Raw genomic sequence first — 23594 nt, 5'->3', positions numbered from 1 at the left:
AAAATTATCCTATTAAAGATGAACTAATGTTCCTTCATTTTCACCTATTACAACACGCTTTAGTGCACTAGATTTATAAATAGAGAATACATTAATTGGTAATTTTTGATCACGACACAGCGCAAAAGCGGTAGCATCCATAACTTCAATTCTGCGCACAATAACCTCATCAAAACATATGCGCATGTACCTAGTAGCTGTAGGATCTTTTTTTGGATCAGAACTATATATACCATCGACTTTAGTAGCCTTTAATACAATTTCTGCCCCAATTTCTGCGCCACGTAACGCAGCTGCTGTATCAGTAGTAAAAAATGGATTGCCAGTACCGGCTGCAAAAATTACTACTTTGCCCTCTTCTAAATACCGTAGAGCCTTAGATCTTATGTAAGGCTCTACCACCTGATCTATATTCAAAGCAGATTGCACACGAGCATCTATACCAAGACATTTAAGAGAATCCTGTAAAGCAAGAGCATTCATAATAGTAGCCATCATGCCCATATAATCAGCGGTAGCACGATCCATACCCTGAGCTCCTGGAGCAAGGCCACGAAAAATATTACCACCGCCTATCACAATAGCTAATTCTATGCCTAATTCAATAACCTTTACTATTTCTTTAGTGATACACAAAATGGTTGATCTATTTATACCAAAAGAATCATCACCCATAAGCGCTTCACCAGAAAGCTTTAACAAAACTCTTTTGTATGGTTTACTGTACATGATTCACATTCCGATGGTTTACCTACCAATAATAAACAATTCAACAATCCAAGCAAAACAATAAACTCATAAAAATATTTCGTAATGGAAGATAAAACTACATGGCACTGACTGCTGCAACTTCGGCGGCAAAATCTACCTCTTTTTTTTCTATACCATCTCCAACAACATAAAATATAAAACTATTAACTGATGATGATTTCTCATCAAGCATTTGTTTAACAGTCTTTTTTTCATCCTTGACAAATGCTTGAGACATCAATGTAACTTCTTTTAAAAACTTCTGTACCGATCCATCAACAATTTTCTCTATTATATCAATTGGCTTGCCAGATTTTTTTGCTTTTTCCATTGCAATTGAACGCTCAGAATTGATTTCATCTATACTGACACCAGAAGCATCTATAGATCTTGGTCTTACTGCAGCTATATGCATAGCAACATCTTTACCTACATCATCATTACCAGAGTGATCTACCAATACACATATTCGACCATTGTGACTATATCCAGATAAAGATCCATTTGCAACTACTCTGGCAAAACGTCTAATAGAAATATTTTCACCAATCCTACCAATCATAGACTTTCTAGTACTATCAACAGTATCATTCTCATCGAAAACTAAATTACTCAAGCCTAGCAAGTCAGACGGATTATTATTTGCTACTATTTCTGCCAATTTGTTTGCAAAAGAAATAAACTCTTTGTTTTTGGCAACAAAATCAGTCTCACAGTTCACTTCAATTAAAGCACCAAACTTTAAATTATCTGAGATGTATAAACCTATTAAACCCTCAGCTGCTACACGAGAAGCAGCTTTATTAGCTTTATTTCCAAGCTTAATTCTAAGGAGGTCTTCAGCTTTTTTTATATCACCATTAGACTCAATAAGTGCTCTTTTACATTCCATCATAGGAGCATCAGTCTTTTCTCTTAATTCTTTTACAAGAGAAGCATTAATATTGGACATATAATTCCTAAAATACCGAACAATTAAATTTTAAATAAACAAAAACCAATCTAGAAATTCTATCAAATAGCAACCTCAACAAAATCTTCAGAATTTTCTTTCATGTTATCAACGATATCATCTACATTTTTTTTACGTCCTTCCAATACTGCATCTGATATCCCTTTGCAATATAAAGCTATAGCCTTAGCAGAATCATCATTTCCAGGAATAACATAGTCAACCCCATCAGGAGAATGATTTGTATCAACAACCGCAACTACTTTTATCCCTAAGGCTCTAGCCTCAGATATGGCAATCTTATGGTAACCAACATCTATGACGAACATTATATCTGGAAGGTTATTCATATTTTTAATACCACCAATAGCTTTATTAAGCTTATCAAGCTCACGATAAAATAATAAACCTTCCTTTTTTATCATTTTATCAGCATTGCCATTAGCAACAATAATCTCCATTTCTTTCAACCTTTTGATAGAGGATTTTACTGTTTTAAAATTAGTCAACATTCCACCGAGCCATCTAGAATCAACATAAGGCATATTACATCTACTAGCCTCGCTAGCAATGAATTCACGAGCTGCTCTTTTTGTTCCTACAAATAAAATATTACTGCTGGCAGATGCTGATTTCTTGATAAATTTTAATGCCTCTAGATATTTTTCTACTGTTTTTTCAAGGTTTATTATATGTATCTTATTTCTTTGCCCAAAAATATACTGAGCCATTTTAGGATTCCAGTATCTTGTTTGATGCCCAAAATGGACACCAGCTTCCAACATTTCTCTCATCATAGACATAAAAATCTCCAAGGGTTAATTTCTTACAATACATAAGCATCTACAAAAAGACACCCCTGATAACGTATTGTGCGATTTATAAATTTATATAATTATTTATAGCTGATAATTATACACAAACAAGATAGATATGGCTTTAAGAATTAAAATAATAATTAATTTATTTTATATAAATAACAATTGTTTATACGCAAAATAAAATAGCTATTGCAATCAATAACATTGGGATTTAATATCAATCACACAATATAATAATTTGCAACGAATTATTGTATTAACACTATACAAAAATAAATTTTTTTTAAAAACATAAAATGAGCATTATCAATAACGAAAACGATCTAAATAAAATGAGATCTGCTTGCAAAGATGCAGCAAAAATATTAGATTTTATAACAAGTTATGTAAAACCAGGTGTTACAACAAGATACCTGGATAAGTTGTGTCTAGAGTATTTGACAAATGAGCTTAAAGTCAAATCGGCAACTATTGGATATGCTCCGCAAGGACATTCTCCTTTCCCAGGATCTATATGCACTTCTGTGAATCATCAAGTATGTCATGGGATCCCAAACGATAAAATTCTAAAAAACGGAGATTCTTTAAATATAGATGTCACTATTATAAAAGATGGATGGTATGGAGATACCAGTAGAATGTACCATATTGGGGATCAATCGATACAATCTTTAAGATTGTCAGAAATAACTTATGAATGTATGTGGAAAGGCATACAAAAAGTGAAAAATTCTGTAAGATTAGGAGACATAGGGCACGCAATACAAAAACATGCTGAAGAAGCAGGTTTCTCGGTAGTAAGAGAATTCTGCGGTCACGGTATTGGAAGAAAATTTCATGAAGATCCACAAGTGCTACACTATGGAAAACCTAATACCGGGGAAATATTACGCACTGGAATGTTGTTTACAATAGAGCCAATGATAAATGCAGGGAAAAAAGAAATAAAACAACTTTCAGATGGATGGACTATAGTAACAAAAGATCATAGCCTCTCTGCCCAATGGGAGCATACAATATGTGTAACGGATGACGGATATGAGGTTCTAACATTGTCACCAGGAGCACCTAAGCCCCCATCATTTATTGATAATCAAGATATATTTTAAATAAATCTGTTATAATGAAGCCGTCATGTCAAATGACTTGATTAGATTTTAAATACGATAAATATTTATTATGATCCTGGAGAAATTGTTAATATGTATTCTTTCTAGAATTTTAATTAATTCGTAATTAGCAAGATATCTAATGACACCGAATAATCATTTAATTTTCAATTTACTTAAATTATGCTACTTCCAGAATTTTTATCTCCTCTAACAAAAAGTTTTTTATTCACTTTTGGAACATTGCTTCCTTTTTTAAACCCACCAGCAATTGCTCCAATATTTCTTTCTATGACAGAAAATGCATCACCAGATACTAGGTTAATGCTAGCTAAAAAAATTGCTAGCAATGTAGCTATTATGCTAATAGCTACATTATTAATTGGGAATGCAATATTAGCATTATTTGGAATATCTTTACCAATTGTACGACTAGGCGGTGGAACATTAATAATATTTAGTGCCTGGAACCTTATAAACTCTTCTGATGAAAGTAATTCTAATGGAAATGAAAAACAAGAATTAATGAGTCTAGAAATAGCTAATTCTCGTGCATTTTACCCACTGACTTTTCCAGTTGCATTTGGACCAGGTGCAATATCAGGGGCTATAGCCGTAGGAATTTATCTAATTGATAGTAACAGTATTAATTCAATTACAATGAAATTTTCAGGATCTGTGTTAGCTATACTATTGTTATCATCTATACTCTATATATGCATGAAATTTTCAGCCCAGATGTTAAATAAACTAGGAGAAAGTGGTACTGCCGTGTTTATGAAACTTTCTTCTTTTATTATGCTTTGTCTTGGAGTTCAAATCTGTTGGGCTGGTGCAAATGAGCTAATTAGAACTTTTCTATAATCTGAAATTTTCAACATAAATGACTATTTATACACTGAGTTTATAGAGACCATTATGCAAACAACCTACCGCAATAAATTATTTATTTTGGTTTCTATACTTTGCTTCACTTCAATATCAGCAGCTCTTATATCTCAGCATGTGTTTGATATGAAGCCTTGCTCTTGGTGTATTGTTCAACGCCTTATTTTTTTTATAATCGGAATCGTTTCATTCATAGGTTTCTATATAAGAAGTGATATATTATCTAGAATGGTTGCGATAATTATATCGATTCTAAGCATATTAGGCATATTAGCTGTATATATGCAAAAAATATCCTATTCAGAAAATTTGTCTTGCATGATGATAACACCGGCTGATTCTATAATTAATAGCACAGGATTTGATTCATTAATTCCATGGTTATTTAGTGTGTATTCATCATGTGCAGATGATCCTGTTTTCTTATTTGGCGTTGAGTATTTCATATGGAGCCTATCATTATTCATAATACTAGCAGTTATAGCAATATCAGCAGCTATAAGAAATATTAACTAATATTTACTTTATGCTTTCACACTTAAAAATATAAAGTAACAGCATGTAATTGTGAAAAATACATGCTGTTTTTATTAATTTACGAAACCCTACTATTACTTAGATTTGATAAATATATAGAATCTATATCTCCAGTTACATATATACCATCAAAACAAGAAGCATCGAAATCAGTAAGAGAGTTATTAATATCAGTAATAGACTTCTTCATGTCATCAAGATCCTGATAAATTAACGCATCTGCTCCTATAAATTTTGCAATTTCTTCATCAGTTCTATTAGAAGCTATAAGTTCGCTCTGAGTAGGCATATCGATACCATAAACATTCTGATGTTTTATTTGAGCGGCAGCTGATGCAAAATATACTTTATTTGCACCAGATGAACGCGCCATCTCTACTATTTCCTTACTGGTAGTGCCTCGAACAATAGAGTCATCTACTAATAAAATATTTTTATTCTTAAATTCCATATTTATAGTATTTAACTTTTGTCTAACTGATTTTCTACGCATAGCCTGACCAGGCATAATGAAAGTTCTTCCTACATATCGGTTCTTTATAAGACCTTCACGATAATTAATATTTAAAGAATGGGCTAATTGCATTGCCGCAGGACGTGAAGAATCTGGTATAGGTATAACAACATCTATATCGCCTGTTCTTACATATTTAGTTAATTTTTTTGCTAAGTACTCACCCATTCTTAGTCTAGCATCATATACAGGAACCTTATCAATAAAAGAATCAGGGCGTGAGAAGTATATATATTCAAATATACATGGAGAAAGTTTAGGATTATCTGCACATTGTTTACTGAATAAATTACTATCCATATCGATAAATATAGCCTCTCCTGGGTCAACATCACGTACAAAAGTAAACCCATTCCCTTCTAGAGCTACTGATTCTGATGCTACCATCCATTCGGTACCACTATTTGTTTCTTGTCTTCCAATACAAAGTGGACGTATACCATTAACATCACGGAAGGCTACTAAACCATAACCAGATATGATTGATACAACAGCATATGCACCTCTTACCCTTCTATGAACTCCGGAGATAGCTTGGAATATAGAATTTTCATCAAGAGAAACTCCATGAACAGCTGATTGAAGCTCATTAGCGAACACATTAAGCAAAACTTCTGAATCAGAATTAGTATTTATATGTCGCAGATCAACTTTAAATAATGACTCTCTTAATTCTTTCCAATTGGTTAAATTGCCATTGTGAGCAAACATAATACCAAAAGGAGCGTTAACATAAAATGGTTGCGCCTCTTGTTCATTAACATTAGAACCAGATGTAGGATACCTCACTTGCCCTATACCACAATATCCTGGTAAAGAAAGCATATTATGTGCACGAAACACATCCCGCACAAGACCATGAGACTTATGCAGATAGAATTGTCTATTATCAGATGTAGCTATGCCTGCAGCGTCCTGACCTCTATGCTGCAAAAGCAATAAACTATCATATAACAGCTGATTTACATGACTACGACCAACTACACCAACTATTCCACACATAAAATAATTCCTAATGATATTAAGAATACCACTATTTGAATTTTTAAATATCAGATAGGAGTAATTCCTTGATTTTATAAACTAAATCCATAGCTGGCTTTATGATAACTGAATCCATAAACCAACACTCTGTGGACAACATACTACAACATAATAGTGCTAACAGTGTTAATAATAATCCACGCAATGCCCCAAAGACAATACCTAGCACACGATCAGTAGATGTCATTCCTGATTTAATGACAAAGAATGATATTAATATATTAATAAAACCACATGCTGATAATATAGACAAAAACACTATAAAACACGATAAACAAATACTAAACAACTGAGAATCTAGGTATTTTTCAATAAAATCATTAACATCTGGTACTAATAACACAGTTATTAAAAATGATATAAAATAAGAAAGAAACGATAATAACTCCCTCATGAAACCACGAAAATATCCAATAATGCAGGAAGCCAATAATACGCAGGCTAGTATATAATCAAAAAAATCCACTTTATTACCAAATTAATAAACTACTAATAAAACTAATTAGAATACAACTGATAAATATCAGAGATAGTTAAAAAAGATCCAAAAACCAGTATCCTATCACATTGATTAGAATTGCTAAGCGAAAAATTAAATGCACTAATAGCACTAGGAAAACAAGATATATTGTCTGATTTCAAATTATTTTTAATAATATCGAAGAGAAAATCTGAAGACAAACCTCTAGGGCCAAAAGTGCTACAACAATACCAGTAATCAACATAAGGATTCAATGTTTTTGCAACTTCTATTATATTCTTATCCTTTAACATCCCGATTACTATATGTGTTTTAGAAAAATTATCGTTATCTGCTAGATTTTCTGCTAAGGAAACAGCTGCATGTGCATTATGAGCAACATCAAGAATAACTGTAGGATTTTCTTGTACAATCTGAAATCTGCAAGGTAAAAATGAATTTGATATCCCATCACTTATGTTTTTATATGAAACCTTTAACCTATCTTTGACTGAACCTATTGCCGTTAAAGCCATTGAAGCATTTAATAATTGATATTTACCCAACATTTTAGGATATGGCAATCCATCAAAGTTATTATATTTTCCATAATAGGACCAGGTGTTATTATGAATTGAATATTTGAAATCTCTATTAATCAATAATAACTCTGAATCTATTCTATAAGCATAATTTAGCAAAGATGATGGCGGGCTAATATCACCACAAATAGCTGGTTTATTTTTTCTGTAGATATGAGCTTTCTCAAAACCTATAGCCTCCCTAGATTCTCCCAACCACTCAACATGATCAAGACCAATATTAGTAATAATAGAGCAATCAGGATCTATAATGTTAACAGCGTCTAAACGACCACCCATACCGATTTCAAAGATTAATACTTCTAGTTTTCTTACTGAAAATAAATATATAGCCGCTAGAGTGGTAAACTCAAAATAGGATAAGGAGATTTCACCCCTAACTTTATCTATGAAATCTAGAGACTCAATAATATCATTATCACTTGCACTAATACCATTGATTCTGAACCTTTCATTAAAAGATATTATATGCGGAGAAGTATATAATCCTACAGTATAACCCGCCTCTAATGAAAAACTTTCTAAAAAACTACAAGTAGATCCTTTACCATTTGTTCCACCAATAGTAAATACTATCCCATCTATACTTATACCCATGAGTGAAACGACCAATCTAACCCTATCCAGATTTAGATCTATACTAACCGAATGAATTGACTCAATGTAACTTAGCCATTCCTGTAATGATGAATTGTTTTTATTCACTATAAAAATCTTATAAAGAGCAATTTAACTAAAACATTCTTTTTGTAAATTAATGAGCTTTGAGATGCCTTCCTGCGCTAAAACAATCATATCATTCATATCATTCATAGAAAATAATGATTTTTCTCCAGTCGCTTGAATTTCTACAAATCTGCCTTTTGCGTCCATAACCACATTCATATCAACATCACAATTACAATCTTCAGTATAATCCATGTCTAATAATAATTTATCTCCTACTTTACCGACAGAAACTGCTGCTATGTAATTAAAAATAGGATTTTTATTTATAAATCCGTTGTCAATCAAATAGCTCACGGCATCAAAAGCAGCAATACAAGCTCCAGTTATACTTGCACATCTAGTACCGCCATCTGCCTGTATAACATCACAATCAAAGTGAATAGTGCGTGACCCTAACAAAGACAAATCAAACATAGACCTGATACTTCGACCTATAAAACGTTGTATTTCATGTGATCTTCCTGTTTGTTTACCATAAACAGATTCTCTATTAGATCTAATATGTGTAGCAGCAGGCAACATGCTATATTCTGCTGTAACCCATCCACAATCTTTCTGTTTTTTCATAAAATCAGGTACATTTTCCACAATAGTAGCGGTACATAAAACGTATGTATCACCTGCCTTAATAAAAACTGAACCCACTGCTTGACTAGTAAAATTTCTTATAATCTCAAAATTACGTAATTGAGTGCATGAGCGATTAAAAGCACGATTATATTTCATATAATTTCAATTAAAACAAAACATTGATAAAAACATTTATGCGATAAAAACAAGGTAAAATACAAGTATAAACTTACTAGATTAAAGCTCGACAGTAAAACTAACGAGCTTTAATCTATTGTTAATCTACCCAGATACGAGCATTATAAAACATTTTCATCCATGGGCTATATTTATATCTATTTACCCATTCTGCTGGAGCCCATGATAGTGTTACATTCCTCGTTACTCTTTCTGGATGAGGCATCATAATAGTGCAGCGGCCATCCAAAGTTGTAACAGCAGTAATACCGCCAGGACTACCATTAGGATTAAATGGATACTTCTCTGTTTTGTTTCCATAATTGTCTACAAAACATGCAGATACATATGAATTTGCCATACTGTCACATTTTGAGTAATCTGCATATCCTTCGCCATGTGCAATAACAATAGGTATTTTAGATCCTTCCATTCCATTGAATAAGATAGAAGGAGATTTCAATATTTCTATAGTAGATAAACGAGACTCATATCTCTCTGATTTATTCCTAGTAAAACGTGGCCAATCTGTAGCACCTGGGACAATTGAAGACAATGCAGATATCATTTGACAACCATTACATACTCCCAAGGAAAAAGTATCTTTTCTAGAAAAATATTCAGAGAATTGATCACACATCAAATTATTGAATAATATAGTACGGGCCCAACCTTCACCCGCCCCTAAAACATCACCATAACTGAACCCACCTACAGCAACTAAACCTTTAAATGAAGATAAATTAATACGACCCGATAATAAATCACTCATATGAACATCAATGGCATTAAAACCAACCTTGTCAAATGCCCAGGCCATCTCTATATTACTATTACAACCTTGTTCTCTAAGTATTGCTACTGAAGGTCTAGATCCTTTAGAAATGAAAGGAGCATCTATATCCTTCATATCAAATGATAAAAATGGATTTATTCCAGGATCAGAAATATCATCCCATGTATCAAATTCAGATTGGGCACATAATGGATTATCTCTTCTTATAGAAATGTTATAGCTTACTTCACTCCATATTTTTCCTAACAAAGAGCATTTTTCAGACCATACCAATTTGTTTTGATAATTTATATCTAAAGTATTACTGTTATTTATACTCCCTATAATGTGAGCTGAAGACCCTAAATTAAATTTCCCCAAGAAATTAACAATTTCATTTTTATCTCTCTTAGGTATTTGGATAACAGCTCCTATCTCCTCTGAAAATAAAACTCTTATCAATAATTCATTAAGACTTTCATAATCAACATTTTCTAAATTATTTATAATAGAATCTAGATTTATTGACAAGCCAAAATGACTAGCTAAAGACATTTCAATGAGAGTTGTAATTAAACCGCCATCAGAGCGGTCATGATAAGATAAAATTAGATTCTTGCTGGATAATAATTTTATAAAATTAAAAAAAGAAGCTAATTTATCAGGAGATATATCAGGTGAATCATTTCCAATCTGATCATATACTTGGGCAAAAATAGAGCCGCCCATGCGATTTTTAAAATCACCAAGATCAATAAACATTAATAGGCTATCAACATCATTCCTGAGTTGAGGGGTCAAACTCTTGCGCACATCACTGATATTTGCAAAAGCTGTTACTATAAGTGATATTGGTGAAACAACCTGTTTTCTATTGCCTCCATGCTCAAAAACAGTCTTCATAGACAATGAATCTTTACCAACAGGTATAGATAAACCTATATGCTTACAAAAATCACTAACTGCTTCAACAGTATCATATAAATCTGCATCTTGCCCATCGAAACCACATGCCGCCATCCAATTAGCCGATAATTTTATATCTTCAAATTTATCTACCCCAGCAGGTATTAAATTAGTAATAGCCTCTGCTAATGCCATGCGACCAGATGAAGGAGCATTAATTATAGCTATCGGAGAACGCTCTCCAATTGCCATCGCCTCCCCAGAATACCTCTCATAATCAGATGCTGTTACAGCAAAATTTGATACAGGAACCTGCCATGGGCCAACCATTTGATCTCTACATACCATTCCGCCAACGCTACGATCCCCTATAGTGACTAAGAAGGATTTATTTGATACTGTAGGGTGCCTTAATACTCTAGAAATAGCTTCTTTAATTAAGACTCCGTCAAAGACCAGTTTTTTGTTAATCCTAACAACTCTATTAACTGTACGTTGTAATTTAGGTGGCTTCCCTAGAATTATTTCTAATGATATATCCACAGGATTATTGTCAAAAGAATCAGTTATATTAGGGAGATCATCAATTTTTATATTTTTATCAATATCAAGAACTTTAAGCAATCGATTTGTCGTAGCAATACCGATTACAGAATAAGGACAACGCTCTCTTTTTGCTATATAATCAAAAAAAGTTAAATCTTTTTTGTTGATTGCAAGAACATATCTCTCTTGCGATTCATTGGTCCATATCTCTGATGGAGACATACCATTTTCTTCTATTGGAATTTTTCTAATATTAAAGATAGCCCCCATTTTAGAATCATTTACCAATTCAGGGAATGCATTTGAAAGTCCACCAGCACCAACATCATGAATAGATATAATCGGATTTCTTTCTCCTAGTTGCCAACAACGATCTATCACCTCTTGTGCCCTTCTCTCTATTTCAGGGTTGCCTCTTTGCACAGAATTAAAGTCAAGATCTTCAGAATTGCTGCCTATATCAGTACTGGAAGCAGCGCCACCACCTATACCTATACGAAAACCTGGCCCGCCAAGCTGTATTAATAGCGCTCCGTCATGGATATTTTTTTTATGAGACAACTTGTCATCAATAACACCTAATCCACCAGCAAGCATTATAGGCTTGTGGTATCCCCAATGAATGTCACAAACCTTTTGTTCAAAAACCCTAAAATACCCTAAAATATTAGGCCTACCAAATTCATTATTAAAAGCAGCACCACCTAATGGTCCATCTATCATGATAGAAAGAGGAGAAGAAACCCTTTTTGGAGTATTTTCATAAGAAAACTCCCAAGGCTGAATTGAATCACTAATTCTTAAATGAGAAACAGTAAAACCAGTTAAACCAGCTTTAGGTTTAGATCCACGACCGGTAGCCCCTTCATCCCGAATTTCACCACCAGCTCCAGTAGAAGCTCCTTGAAAAGGAGCTATCGCTGTAGGATGATTATGCGTCTCAACCTTCATTAAGATATTCATGTCTAAATCTGAAGCAACATATTTTGCCATTCCAGAATCATTGGGAATCTCTGGATGGAAAAAAGAAATGTTCCTGCCGTTCATAATTGCAGCATTATCAGAATAAGCAACAACGGTCCCTTTAGGCTGGGCTAAATGAGTTGATTTAATCATTTCAAAGAGCGAAAAATCTTTTCTTTCACCATCAATTACCCAGGAAGCATTAAATATTTTATGTCTACAATGTTCGCTATTGGCCTGAGCAAACATTATTAACTCAACATCAGTAGGATCTCTACCAAGAGCAGCAAAAGAGTTGCTTAAATAATGTATTTCTTCTTCTGATAAAGCTAAACCTAAATCATAATTAGCTTTTTGTAAGGCAACAATTCCTTCATTAATTAAAGGAATAATTTTTAGTTTTGAGATGCCAGAATCTTTAAATAATAAATTAATATCAAAATCATTTCTGATGATAATCTCAGTCATCCTGTCATGCAAGAGACTAAATAATTTATCTAGATCTTGATCATTAAAACTAACCTTTTGATCCGATTCAACTATAAAATGAACCCCTCGTTCTATCCGATTAACTTCACAGAAACCACAGTTATGGGCTATTTCTGTTGCTTTGCTAGACCAAGGAGAAACAGTACCTATCCTAGGAATTACTATTAACTCCAATATGTTTTTATCTTCATCTATCGACTTTCTATCAAAAACATTACCCCCATATGTCAATAAATCATTAAGTCTAGCTGATTTTCTAAAATCTAAAACTTCCTCAACACAAACAAAATGATCATAGTAAGATGAAATGTTAGAAACACAAAGACCAAAATCTTTGAATTTATTTAAAAGCTGATCTATGCGGAAACTTGAAAGAGCAGCAGAACCTGGAAAATATTGTACTGTTGACACGATATTATCTTTACCTTCTGTACATTATAAAATAATACTTCTATAACTGATTATTCTATCAGCAAAATCTACATATAGCTTATAAAATAATACCCTAATACGACTATATCTTATACACAATATATATAAATAGATTTTTAATCTTAAACTATTTTATTACAAATCACTTATTTAATTAGAACTGCTTGCATAAGTATATTGTAATTAATTTCCTAATAGCTTTTATAATTTAGTTTAGAACTTATATTGAATGCATTCTTAGTTGTTATATTTGCAATTTCACCAAGACTACAATTGCGTAACTTTGCCAATGTAAAAGCTATTGATATTAGCTCACAGGGGCTATTCAAAACACCTTTATCTCGATTTAGCCAGCTTGGCAACATATATGGAGAATCAGTCTCTAAAACTATAGAATCCAATGGCAAAGCACTTGCATTGTAGCGAACCTTCATATTTCTTTTATATGTAATGGCCCCACCAAAACCAAGCAAAAAACCAAGATCAATAAAACTATGTGCTTGCTGATAGCTACCACTGAAAGAATGAATAATACCACCGCTATTATGTCTTTTTCTCAAGAAACTAAGAACTATATCATGTGATTTCACTGAATGTATAATTAAAGGTAGACTAAATTCCTCAGCTATTAAAAGCTGTCTAATAAAACACTCTTTTTGTACATAAATATTCGTATTGTCATAAATATTTCTAAAATCTAATCCTATTTCTCCAATGCCTATAAATTTTTTATCATCAATAACATCTGTTACAGATTTATATAAAAAATCCAAATCACTACGAAAATTTAAACTAATATCTAGTGGATGTATACCAAAAGAGTAAAAAATACCGTTGTTACTATTTGATAAAGTTTTAATTTTATTAAAACCGTTAATATTTCTAGAAGGATTGATAACAACCTCTACTCCAGAAAGTCTTGCTTTCTGATAAATATTACTAGCAAAATTTCCAAAGCTAGTATCATCAAGATGACAATGGGTATCAATAAAAAACATTTAATATATTATCGAACTAAAATAAATTACCATGCTCTAAACACATCTTTCTATCAGCCATAGAAGCAATCTCTAAGTCATGAGTTGCTATTATAAAAGAAGTACCGTATTCATTCTTCATCTTCAAAAAATAATCAAACATCATCATAGAAGTTTTTTTATCTAAATTTCCAGTTGGTTCATCAGCAATTATACAATCTGGCATAGTAATTAAAGATCTTGCTAATGCAACTCTCTGACGCTCTCCTCCCGATAATTCACATGGAAATTTTTTTTCCTTGCCGTTTAGTCCTAACTTTTCTATTAGTTCTTTAGCAAGACAACGAGCCTCCTCATATGAATTATTGCGAATAATTACGGGCAAAGCAACATTATCTAATACATTAAATTCTGATAGCAAATGATGAAATTGATAAATAAAACTAATATTATAATTATGAAATCTATCTCTCTCATTTTCAGAAAAATTAGTTACATCCATATTATTCATAAAAACTGATCCAGAATCAGGAAAATCTAAGAGACCAATTATATGCAATAAAGTACTTTTTCCTGACCCAGAGGAACCAATGATAGCAATTATTTCAGATCTATATAATGAGAAATTAATATTGTCCAAAATAATAGACATATTATTAAGATCATCGTAGGATTTATATAAATTAACTACCCTTAGTATACAATCACCATTATTTAACATGACTCAACACTCTAGCTGGTTGTAATTTAGATGCTTTATAACTTGGTAAAATAGTAGCAAACAATGATAATAATATAGATAAAAAAGATATTGCAAATATATCTTTGATTCTCATATCAACAGGAAACTTATTAATAAAGTAAATATCTGACGGTAAGAAATCTATTCGCATACTATTCTCAATAAAAGCGACAAGAGCATCCAAATTACATAATATAAAAATACCAGAGATAATACCCATAAATGTACCAATTAAACCGATTATTAACCCTGCTAAGATAAATATAATTAATATACTATATGAACTAATGCCTATGGTTCTCATAATAGCTATTTCACTAGCTCTATCTTTAACAACCATAATTAAAGAAGAGAAAAGATTAAAAGCAGAAACAGTAATAATCATAGATAAAATTATAAACATCATGCGTTTTTCTGTTTTAACTGCAATAAATAAATTCTTATTACTGCTAGCCCAATCCTGTACTAAAAATTTCCAATCCAAATCATCTCTAATTTTATTCCCTACATATGGAGCTACTTGTGTATCATGTAGAAGTATGCGAATTCCACATTTGCAATTATCCGAAAATAATTTATAAGCATTGTCCAAATTTATAAACACAACATTTGCATCATACTCATAGTATCCAGATTTAAATATACCTATTACAATAAACTGTTCTATTTTTGGAATAAAAGAATTTATATCTAATGCAAAATCTGGTGATAAAATGCCCAATTTATCCCCTATATGTAAGTTCATCATTATGGCAAGTTCATAACCAATAATAATACTATTATGGTTTTTCGAAGTAAGATTTTCTAAGCTACCAAGAATGATATTTTTTTCTAAAGGGTAGACATTACGATAGCTATTAAAATCTATACCGTTAACTTGAATACCTCTGAATTTAGATAGTCCAGATACTAACATTGCCTGAGAAGCTATAAATGGGGAATATGCCGCAATAGCATTATATGTATTTCTGCCAAGAATTTTATCTATAAAATCATTTTTTAGATCATTAAACTGAGATTTATTAGAAGAAATTTCAATGTGAGGCGTTATAGAAAGAACCCTGTCTTTTATTTCCTTTTGGAACCCATTCATAATAGAAACTACTATTACTAGGGACGCAACACATAGTGATATTCCTATCACTGAAGCAATAGAAATAAAAGAAATAAATTTGTCATTAGTTCTTCTAATTACTCCTACATATTTTGCTGCTATCCACAACTCATAAGGCAATTTAAACACAATATGCTCACTACTAACCAAATAAGAAATCAATAAAGTAATATAAAACACTAACTTTATGATAATGTAAGAGATATTTTCAATAATATAATATATTACTATAAATGAATATTATAATACCAGAGCTTATCTTTTCTAATGAAATGAATATCAAATTATTAGACCTAATTCAATCTCATGCTCCTAATTTATATAGATTTATAAACGAATCATATGCTGAATCAAATTTATCTAACTATATAGAAGAAAATGGATGCACAGCTTTTGAGACATGGGAGTTAAAGAGATGTGGATTTAAGAATGATAAAAATAAGTTATTTTCATCAGGTCTAGGACCTCTTCTCGCTAAAACAAAAGCAAATGATCCTGATCCGGTTTGGATAATAGAACTAGTTCATTTAGAAATTGGCATTAATGGAGCAGTAATTCAAAACCCAACAATAGAAAATTTAAATAAAAAAGAAAGCTTATCTCTATATGAGAGCATACTTCCTACTATATTCAAATCTGAATTTAGAATTGAATTCATATCCAATGAAAGATGGCGTATATTCCCATTAAATAGTATTAATACTAAATCATTTAGCCCTAAAGCAATAGCGGGTAAAAACATAAATAATTTTTTAGATTATACCGATAAACTAAGAAACTGGAGAAAATTACTAAACGAGATAGAGATTGTATGGAATAAGCATCCTGTAAATACTAATAGAAACAAAAATGGCTTAGAAACAATAAACTCATTATGGCTATACGGTGGAGCTTTATCATGGGATTTCAATAAACATGAAAGTATAATATTAGATGATCTAGAAAATATAAAAATATATGAAAATATAGAATTATGGATAAAAAAATTAGAGGATATTGACCTTTCATTGAAAAATCATCTTTACGATAAAAATAATAAACAAAAAAAGGATATAAAATTAACGTTATTTGGCACAAATAGATCTATTGAAATATCACCATTGAAAAATCTAAACATATTCAAAAGAATAATCTATAGTAGAAAAAACAAATGGCAATACTACCTAGGGTAACAATAAGACCTGTAGAAAAAAAATTATCTAACATGCTAGAAAAATTTGGGATACACCCTCTTTTAGCAAAATTATTGGCATCAAGAGGAATTAAAGACATAAACCAAGTCCAGTATGAATGGATATCACTAATACCACCAAACTATTTAAATCAAGCAAATAAAGCTGCAAGACATTTAGCTGATGCTATAACAAAAAGTGAAAAAATACTGATAGTAGCAGATTATGATTGTGACGGGGCAACAGCATGCGCTGTAGGAATAAGGGCGCTGAGAGCAATGGGGGCAAATGTTGATTTCATAGTTCCTAATCGATTTAAAAATGGTTATGGACTGTCAATAGATATTGTAGAACAAATATTATCAAATAAGCTATCTAAGCCTGACATAATTCTCACAGTAGATAATGGGATATCAAGTATTGATGGAATAGAATATGCTAATAAAAATAACATCCAGGTCATTGTTACAGATCACCATCTACCTGGAATAAAACTTCCTAATGCATTGTCGATTGTAAACCCTAATCACCCTAACTGTAACTTCCCATCTAAAAATTTATCAGGTGTAGGCGTAATATTTTATCTAATGATAGAACTTAGAGCGGAAATGCGTAGGCGTAAAATATATAGAAATAATACAGGCCCCAAACTAAATGAATTAGTAGATCTGGTAGCATTAGGAACTATTGCGGACATGGTTAAACTAGATGCTAATAACCGTTTGCTAGTTACACAGGGTTTAAATAGAATAAGGAATGGTTGCGCTCAGCCAGGAATAAAAGCATTATTTAAAGTAGCAAATAAACAAACAAATAATGCTGATAGCTCTAGCTTAGGATTCTATATAGCTCCACGTTTAAATGCAGCAGGACGTTTATATGATATGAGCCTGGGTATATTATGCTTAATAACAGACAATTATGATGAAGCACTAAAAATATCAACAGAACTAGATAATATTAATAAATGCCGTAGATGCATAGAAAATAAGATGAATGAAGAAGCATTATCAGATATAGCTGATTATGAATTTGAAGGAAAAAATACCATATGTATTTATAATGAAAAATGGCATACTGGAATAGTTGGATTAGTTGCCTCAAAATTAAAAGAAAGATTTTGGAAGCCAACAATAGTATTTGCAGATTCTGAAAACAATGAAATAAGAGGATCGGCAAGGTCCGTAATGGATTTAAATATAAAAGATATATTGGATATAATTGCTAAAAATCACCCCAATATAATAAAACAATTTGGCGGACATGCAATGGCTGCAGGACTAACAATAAACAGTAATAACTATTTTGAATTTACTGAAATATTTGAAAACGTCGTTAAAACAATAACCAGCAACAGTAAAATAACCCCAACAATTGAAACTGATGGCTCTCTTAAGACTGAATATATAAATTTAGATATATCTCGTTTATTAAAAAAACAAGTATGGGGATCGGGATTTCCTTCTCCTATATTTATTGATAGCTTTAAAGTTATATCACAAAAAACCATTAAAGATACTCATAAAAAGCTCATATTGATGAGAGAAAAAATGAAATTTGATGCCATTTGGTTTAATCATACGGAATATTTACCAGAAAATATAAAAGCAACATATAGAATCGATGAAAACATATGGGATGGTAAAAGTAATTTACAACTATTGCTTGAGCATATATATACTATATAAGATCATATTTATTCATTAAAATTATTTGTTATAGGATATCGCCAGTCTTTTCCAAAAGAACGTTCACTTACTCTTGTTCCTGGAGGTGATTGATAACGTTTATATTCGCTAGAACGTAATAGATTAAATACTTCTAAAACAATATCTCTACTATAACCAGAATCTATTATTTCTTTCTTGGTTTTTCCTTTCTCAATATGTAACATTAATATCTTATCTAATAGATCATAAGGAGGCAAACTATCTTGATCAGTTTGATTAGGCCTTAACTCAGCTGATGGAGCTCTTGATATAATTCTTTCTGGTATAATTCCTTTATCTCTATTGTACCACCTAGCTAAACGATATACCATGCCTTTAGAAATATCCTTAAGAACAGAAAAACCACCTATTGCATCACCATATAAAGTGCAGTAACCAACACTAATTTCAGACTTATTACTAGTGTTTAAAACTAATTTCCCACTGGAATTAGAAATTGCCATTAATAATACTCCTCTAATGCGGGCCTGGATATTTTCATATGTAGAATTTTCTCTCTCTTCTATTAGATTATCAGGTTGAATTAAGCACAAGGCTTTAATGAATGATAAAACTATATCATCGATATTAATAATTCTATAATCTATTTTCAAATTACTCGCTAGAGATGATGAATCCTCTATGGAAATATCTGATGTATAAAAAGATGGCATCATAATAGCACTAACCTTATCAAAACCAATAGCATCTACTGCTATTGATAGTGCTAATGCTGAATCTATACCACCTGATAATCCAAGCAATACACCAGGAAATCTATTTTTATATACATAATCCCTGAGGCCTAAAACTAATGCGCTCCATAGTTGAGATTCTTCAGAATCATTCTTAATATAAGAAATATCCTTAGTAATTCCTACTTCATAATAACCATAATCTTCCCGCCATGAATGTAGTTTCCTTAAATAATTACCTGTTCTATTAATTATAAAAGAAGATCCGTCAAAAACAAGATCATCTTGACCTCCTACACTATTAGCATATACAACATCACAATTTAGCTCTTTGGCAGATTTTTTAGCAATAGCAATTCTTTTATCATCTTTACCAACATTAAAAGGAGAAGCATTTAAGACAGTTAAAACATCAATACTAATGCCGTTATACATTTTTATAACATCATCGGACCATAAGTCTTCGCATATCATTATACCAATACTAATGCCCCTAATAGAAAATGTAGATGGTCTATTACCATTACTAAAATATCTTTTCTCATCAAAAATAGAATAATTAGGCAAGGCACACTTATAATACGTCAATATCAAATTGCCCTGATATATCAACGATGCAGAATTATATAATGAGTTAGAAATCAAACTAACATGACCTATCAATAAATATAATTCTTTAAATTTCCTGGATTCGTTTATTAAATTATTTAAAGCAATATTTTGATTCTCAATAAAATCAATGTTAAATAATAGGTCTTCTGGAGGGTATCCTGTAATTACAAGCTCCGGAGTAAGCAGCAAATCAACCCCATCATTACAAGCAGAATCTGCTGATGATAATACCTTAGCAGCATTACCACTAATGTCCCCAACGCAAGAATTTATTTGTGCTATGGCTATCTTAACAGTATCCATGAATTAACTCGACCTATAATTAAATAAAAAATCAAATAATATAATTAAGCTATACATCTAAAATTTACAAAATCAGACCCAGAAGGTTTTTGATACATTAGCAATTTGAACTCAGGTAAAATTGTAATTAAGTGATCAAAAACATCACCCTGTATACGTTCATGTTCGATCCAAGCTGTTAGCGACGTAAAACAATATATTTCTAATGGAACACCTTCAGGCTTGGGGTCCAACATGCGTACAACCATAGTCATATCCTTACGTAACTCATGGTGTGATTTTAAGAAAGCTAGGGCGTAATGCCTAAAAATACTGATATTAGTAATATTTGTTTTATCTGTTTTATCAAGATTATCATAATTACAATCTAATGATCCCAGCTCATGTGATCTAGAGTTAAAATATCCATCTAATAACTTAAAATGCATTAAATATCTAATTTCATTGAAATTTAAAAATTTTATGCTTTTGATATCAATATTTATACTTCTTTTTATACGTCTGCCGCCAGACTCAAACATTTGTCTATAATTTCTATAGCTTTCAGAAAACAACTTATAAGTTGGAACAGTGGTAAATGTATTATCCCAATTTTGAACTTTAACTGTATGCAATGCTATATCTCTCACAAAACCATCAGCATTAGATTGAGGCATTTCAATCCAATCACCTATCCTGAGCATATCGTTACTTATAAGTTGAGTACTAGCAACTAATGATAACAAAGTGTCTTTAAATACTAATAACAACACTGCAGATAAAGCACCCAAACCAGAAATCATTAATAAAGGAGAACGATCTATCAATATAGATAAAACCAATATAATACATATAACAGCAAGTAATAATTTACCTATCTGTATATATCCTTTAATAGAACGTGTTTGGGCCATAGTACTAAAAGAATATCTATCCTGCACTACACTTAAAATTCCTCCCAAAATCAGAAAAAAACATATACAAACAGAAGCTCTAGCCAAACGTCCTACCAAATCAGCAAACTTATCTATATGAGGAATAAGTCCTATGCCTCCTGAAACAACAAATAGCGGCACTAGACATCTTATATACTTATATATATTATGTTTGACCAGAGAATTATTCCAGTCATCATGCCCACCAAAAAACAACAATCTATTAGCGATGTTTAAGATTAAATGTCCTAAAATAACCTGTAGTAATAGTGACACTAGTATTAGTATCAAAATACCCAAAAAGCTTTGAAACCAGCATTGTTTCGTAATGTAGTATATAAAAAACTCAATAATTGCCATAAAACTATTTGCCAGCTAATGATGGTGGTAAATCAGTACAAGTGCCCATAGCTGACTCAGAAGCCATGCAAATAGATTCAATTAAAGTAGGATGAGGATGAATTGTTTTGGCTATATCAAAAACATCTGATCCCATTTCAATTGCTAATGCTATTTCACCAATTAAATCACCAGCATGAGCCCCAACAATACCACCACCAAGTATACGATCATCTTTAGAGTCGAATATCAGTTTTGTTAATCCTTGATCTGCACCCATGGATATAGCCCTACCAGAAGCACCCCAAGGGAAAATACCTTTTTTTATCTTTATCTCTCTTTTCTTAGCTTCATCTTCAGTTAAGCCAACCCAAGCTATCTCTGGATTGGTGTAAGCGACAGAAGGAATAACCTTGGCATCAAAAAATACATTTTTCCCAGAAACATTCTCAGCTGCAATATGTGCCTCATGAACTGCCTTATGAGCTAACATTGGATTGCCAGTTACATCACCTATAGCAAATATATTATTCACATTTGTACGCATTTGACTATCAACAATAATATAACCACAATCATCTACCACAATACCAATCTTTTCTATTCCTATATTAGAACTATTAGGTTTTCTGCCAATAGCCTGTAAAATGAGGTCGTAGCGAATGCTATTTTTAACATCTTTCCCATCAAAATAAACTTCAATGCCATTTTCTGTAGACTTAGCTCCGGTAACCTTAGTATTTAGCATTAAATTACCAAAACGCTTAGAATTAACCTTATACCATGCATTTACTAAATCCCTATCAGCTCCAGATATTAAACTATCAGATATTTCAACTAAATCAATATTAGCTCCCAATGAAGAATAAATAGTTCCTATCTCAAGGCTTATTATACCACCTCCGATCAACAACATTTTTTCAGGTATCTTTGATAATTTTAAAGCTCCAGTAGAATCTACTACCCTCTCATCTTTTGGAAGAAATGGCATAGTTATTGGATTGCTACCAGTGGCTATAATTGCATACTGAAAATGAATCATACTATCAGGAGATTCATCCTTAGATTTAACATACAAACTATTTGAATCAATAAATTCTCCAGTTCCTTTAATTACATTAACCTTCCTTATTTTTGACATGCTAGTCAAACCATCAGAAAGTCTTGATTTAATAGAATCTGTATGGTCATTTAGTTTCTCTACATCTATATTAATTTCACCAATACTAATACCCATATTATTTAAATGTTTTGCACTATCCAACAAAGAAACACTATGTAATAAAGTTTTAGTTGGTATACAACCGACATTCAAACACACACCACCTAAAGAAGAATGTTTTTCTACCATAACTGTCGTTAGACCTAGATCTGCAGCGCGAAATGCTGCAGAGTAACCACCTGGACCTGAACCGAGTACTAGCACATCACAATATACTTCAGAAACATTACTAGTATTATGGGCTGAGATATTATTATATTCATTACTAGAACCAACATATCGATCAACAATAACTTCCATAAAAGTAGTACCAGATTGTACAATGTCTCCATTCTGTACGCTTATATTCTTAATAATCCCTTTGCAAGTAGATGGAACACTCATTACTGATTTCTCAGACTCCAAAATTATCAAATCCTGGCCATTATCTATAGATTCACCTACTGAAACTAGAACTTCTATTACATGGGCCTTGGTTATATCACCCAAACTTGGTACTTTTATTGTATAAATATTGTTCATGTTAATTAA

At 31.8% G+C, this 23594-nt stretch carries 19 protein-coding genes; 5 read left to right on the top strand and 14 right to left on the bottom strand.

Features of this window, described 5'->3' with window-relative positions:
* Window positions 1–12 precede the first annotated feature (12 nt).
* The 3 genes from pyrH to rpsB form a co-directional block, all read right to left on the bottom strand.
* Window positions 13–729 (bottom strand): UMP kinase, encoded by a 717-nt coding sequence (gene pyrH / locus CKBE_RS02405; protein WP_015238001.1) that lies wholly within the window; start codon window positions 727–729, stop codon window positions 13–15.
* A 97-nt stretch (window positions 730–826) separates the two neighbouring features.
* Complete coding sequence (gene tsf, locus CKBE_RS02400; protein WP_015238000.1) at window positions 827–1702, bottom strand: translation elongation factor Ts; 876 nt, start codon at window positions 1700–1702, stop codon at window positions 827–829.
* 62 nt (window positions 1703–1764) lie between these two features.
* Window positions 1765–2505 carry a 30S ribosomal protein S2 gene (gene rpsB, locus CKBE_RS02395; protein ID WP_015237999.1) on the bottom strand — a complete coding sequence of 247 codons (741 nt, stop codon included), beginning with the start codon at window positions 2503–2505 and terminating at the stop codon, window positions 1765–1767.
* 314 nt (window positions 2506–2819) lie between these two features.
* Here rpsB and map point away from each other — a divergent pair, with 314 nt between their 5' ends.
* From map to CKBE_RS02380, 3 genes are all read left to right on the top strand, one after another.
* Window positions 2820–3632 carry a type I methionyl aminopeptidase gene (gene map / locus CKBE_RS02390; protein ID WP_015237998.1) on the top strand — a complete coding sequence of 271 codons (813 nt, stop codon included), beginning with the start codon at window positions 2820–2822 and terminating at the stop codon, window positions 3630–3632.
* A 183-nt stretch (window positions 3633–3815) separates the two neighbouring features.
* Complete coding sequence (locus CKBE_RS02385; protein ID WP_015237997.1) at window positions 3816–4496, top strand: MarC family protein; 681 nt, start codon at window positions 3816–3818, stop codon at window positions 4494–4496.
* 54 nt (window positions 4497–4550) lie between these two features.
* Entirely contained in the window at window positions 4551–5036 is a 486-nt protein-coding gene (locus CKBE_RS02380) for a disulfide bond formation protein B (protein ID WP_015237996.1), read from the top strand.
* Window positions 5037–5115: 79 nt separating this feature from the next.
* Here CKBE_RS02380 and purF read toward each other — a convergent pair whose 3' ends face one another.
* The 8 genes from purF to CKBE_RS02340 form a co-directional block, all read right to left on the bottom strand.
* Entirely contained in the window at window positions 5116–6573 is a 1458-nt protein-coding gene (gene purF, locus CKBE_RS02375) for an amidophosphoribosyltransferase (RefSeq protein WP_015237995.1), read from the bottom strand.
* A gap of 43 nt (window positions 6574–6616) precedes the next feature.
* Complete coding sequence (locus CKBE_RS02370) at window positions 6617–7081, bottom strand: CvpA family protein (protein ID WP_015390011.1); 465 nt, start codon at window positions 7079–7081, stop codon at window positions 6617–6619.
* Window positions 7082–7113: 32 nt separating this feature from the next.
* Window positions 7114–8382 (bottom strand): bifunctional tetrahydrofolate synthase/dihydrofolate synthase, encoded by a 1269-nt coding sequence (folC, locus tag CKBE_RS02365; RefSeq protein WP_015390010.1) that lies wholly within the window; start codon window positions 8380–8382, stop codon window positions 7114–7116.
* Window positions 8383–8406: 24 nt separating this feature from the next.
* On the bottom strand, window positions 8407–9132 hold the full coding sequence (gene rph, locus CKBE_RS02360; protein ID WP_015390009.1) for a ribonuclease PH: 726 nt from the start codon (window positions 9130–9132) through the stop codon (window positions 8407–8409).
* Window positions 9133–9253: 121 nt separating this feature from the next.
* Window positions 9254–13243, bottom strand: coding sequence for a phosphoribosylformylglycinamidine synthase (purL, locus tag CKBE_RS02355; protein WP_015237991.1), 3990 nt, complete (start codon window positions 13241–13243; stop codon window positions 9254–9256).
* 212 nt (window positions 13244–13455) lie between these two features.
* The gene (locus tag CKBE_RS02350) at window positions 13456–14262 is read right to left on the bottom strand and encodes a TatD family hydrolase (RefSeq protein ID WP_015237990.1); all 807 of its coding nucleotides are present in this window, start codon (window positions 14260–14262) and stop codon (window positions 13456–13458) included.
* A gap of 16 nt (window positions 14263–14278) precedes the next feature.
* Window positions 14279–14962 (bottom strand): ABC transporter ATP-binding protein, encoded by a 684-nt coding sequence (locus CKBE_RS02345; RefSeq protein WP_015390008.1) that lies wholly within the window; start codon window positions 14960–14962, stop codon window positions 14279–14281.
* Window positions 14952–16259 carry a lipoprotein-releasing ABC transporter permease subunit gene (locus tag CKBE_RS02340; protein ID WP_225968672.1) on the bottom strand — a complete coding sequence of 436 codons (1308 nt, stop codon included), beginning with the start codon at window positions 16257–16259 and terminating at the stop codon, window positions 14952–14954. The genes CKBE_RS02345 and CKBE_RS02340 overlap by 11 nt, the downstream gene beginning before the upstream one ends.
* 71 nt (window positions 16260–16330) lie before the next feature.
* Between CKBE_RS02340 and CKBE_RS02335 the strand changes: the two genes are divergently transcribed.
* Together CKBE_RS02335 and recJ are read left to right on the top strand one after the other, a co-directional pair.
* On the top strand, window positions 16331–17269 hold the full coding sequence (locus tag CKBE_RS02335) for a hypothetical protein (protein WP_015237987.1): 939 nt from the start codon (window positions 16331–16333) through the stop codon (window positions 17267–17269).
* A complete protein-coding gene (recJ, locus tag CKBE_RS02330; protein ID WP_015237986.1) occupies window positions 17248–18957 on the top strand; it encodes a single-stranded-DNA-specific exonuclease RecJ in 1710 nt (569 codons plus the stop codon). Before CKBE_RS02335 ends, recJ begins: the two co-directional genes overlap by 22 nt.
* Before the next feature lie 8 nt (window positions 18958–18965).
* On the opposite strand, the gene CKBE_RS02325 is transcribed toward recJ, so the two are convergent.
* Genes CKBE_RS02325 through lpdA form a run of 3 tightly spaced genes read right to left on the bottom strand, consistent with a single transcriptional unit; the run spans window position 18966 to window position 23585 of the window.
* Entirely contained in the window at window positions 18966–20588 is a 1623-nt protein-coding gene (locus tag CKBE_RS02325) for an NAD+ synthase (RefSeq protein ID WP_015237985.1), read from the bottom strand.
* A gap of 44 nt (window positions 20589–20632) precedes the next feature.
* Window positions 20633–21862 carry a mechanosensitive ion channel family protein gene (locus tag CKBE_RS02320; RefSeq protein ID WP_015237984.1) on the bottom strand — a complete coding sequence of 410 codons (1230 nt, stop codon included), beginning with the start codon at window positions 21860–21862 and terminating at the stop codon, window positions 20633–20635.
* A gap of 4 nt (window positions 21863–21866) precedes the next feature.
* Window positions 21867–23585, bottom strand: a complete 1719-nt coding sequence (gene lpdA, locus CKBE_RS02315; protein ID WP_015390006.1) for a dihydrolipoyl dehydrogenase — start codon at window positions 23583–23585, stop codon at window positions 21867–21869.
* Between the last annotated feature and the right edge of the window lie 9 nt (window positions 23586–23594).

This window comes from Candidatus Kinetoplastibacterium blastocrithidii (ex Strigomonas culicis), from assembly GCF_000319245.1.
GTDB lineage: Bacteria > Pseudomonadota > Gammaproteobacteria > Burkholderiales > Burkholderiaceae_B > Kinetoplastidibacterium > Kinetoplastidibacterium blastocrithidiae.
This window is presented reverse-complemented; position numbering and strand designations above follow the sequence as displayed.

Excerpts from the sequence above, each read along its gene's own strand:
- pyrH (WP_015238001.1), bottom strand. The coding sequence starts at position 729 with ATGTACAGTAAACCATACAAAAGAGTTTTGTTAAAGCTTTCTGGTGAA.
- CKBE_RS02385 (WP_015237997.1), top strand. The coding sequence starts at position 3,816 with ATGCTACTTCCAGAATTTTTATCTCCTCTAACAAAAAGTTTTTTATTC.
- CKBE_RS02335 (WP_015237987.1), top strand. The coding sequence starts at position 16,331 with ATGAATATTATAATACCAGAGCTTATCTTTTCTAATGAAATGAATATC.
- tsf (WP_015238000.1), bottom strand. The coding sequence starts at position 1,702 with ATGTCCAATATTAATGCTTCTCTTGTAAAAGAATTAAGAGAAAAGACT.
- CKBE_RS02380 (WP_015237996.1), top strand. The coding sequence starts at position 4,551 with ATGCAAACAACCTACCGCAATAAATTATTTATTTTGGTTTCTATACTT.
- rph (WP_015390009.1), bottom strand. The coding sequence starts at position 9,132 with ATGAAATATAATCGTGCTTTTAATCGCTCATGCACTCAATTACGTAAT.
- CKBE_RS02350 (WP_015237990.1), bottom strand. The coding sequence starts at position 14,262 with ATGTTTTTTATTGATACCCATTGTCATCTTGATGATACTAGCTTTGGA.
- rpsB (WP_015237999.1), bottom strand. The coding sequence starts at position 2,505 with ATGTCTATGATGAGAGAAATGTTGGAAGCTGGTGTCCATTTTGGGCAT.
- recJ (WP_015237986.1), top strand. The coding sequence starts at position 17,248 with ATGGCAATACTACCTAGGGTAACAATAAGACCTGTAGAAAAAAAATTA.
- CKBE_RS02325 (WP_015237985.1), bottom strand. The coding sequence starts at position 20,588 with ATGGATACTGTTAAGATAGCCATAGCACAAATAAATTCTTGCGTTGGG.
- CKBE_RS02345 (WP_015390008.1), bottom strand. The coding sequence starts at position 14,962 with ATGTTAAATAATGGTGATTGTATACTAAGGGTAGTTAATTTATATAAA.
- map (WP_015237998.1), top strand. The coding sequence starts at position 2,820 with ATGAGCATTATCAATAACGAAAACGATCTAAATAAAATGAGATCTGCT.
- CKBE_RS02320 (WP_015237984.1), bottom strand. The coding sequence starts at position 21,862 with ATGGCAATTATTGAGTTTTTTATATACTACATTACGAAACAATGCTGG.
- purF (WP_015237995.1), bottom strand. The coding sequence starts at position 6,573 with ATGTGTGGAATAGTTGGTGTAGTTGGTCGTAGTCATGTAAATCAGCTG.
- lpdA (WP_015390006.1), bottom strand. The coding sequence starts at position 23,585 with ATGAACAATATTTATACAATAAAAGTACCAAGTTTGGGTGATATAACC.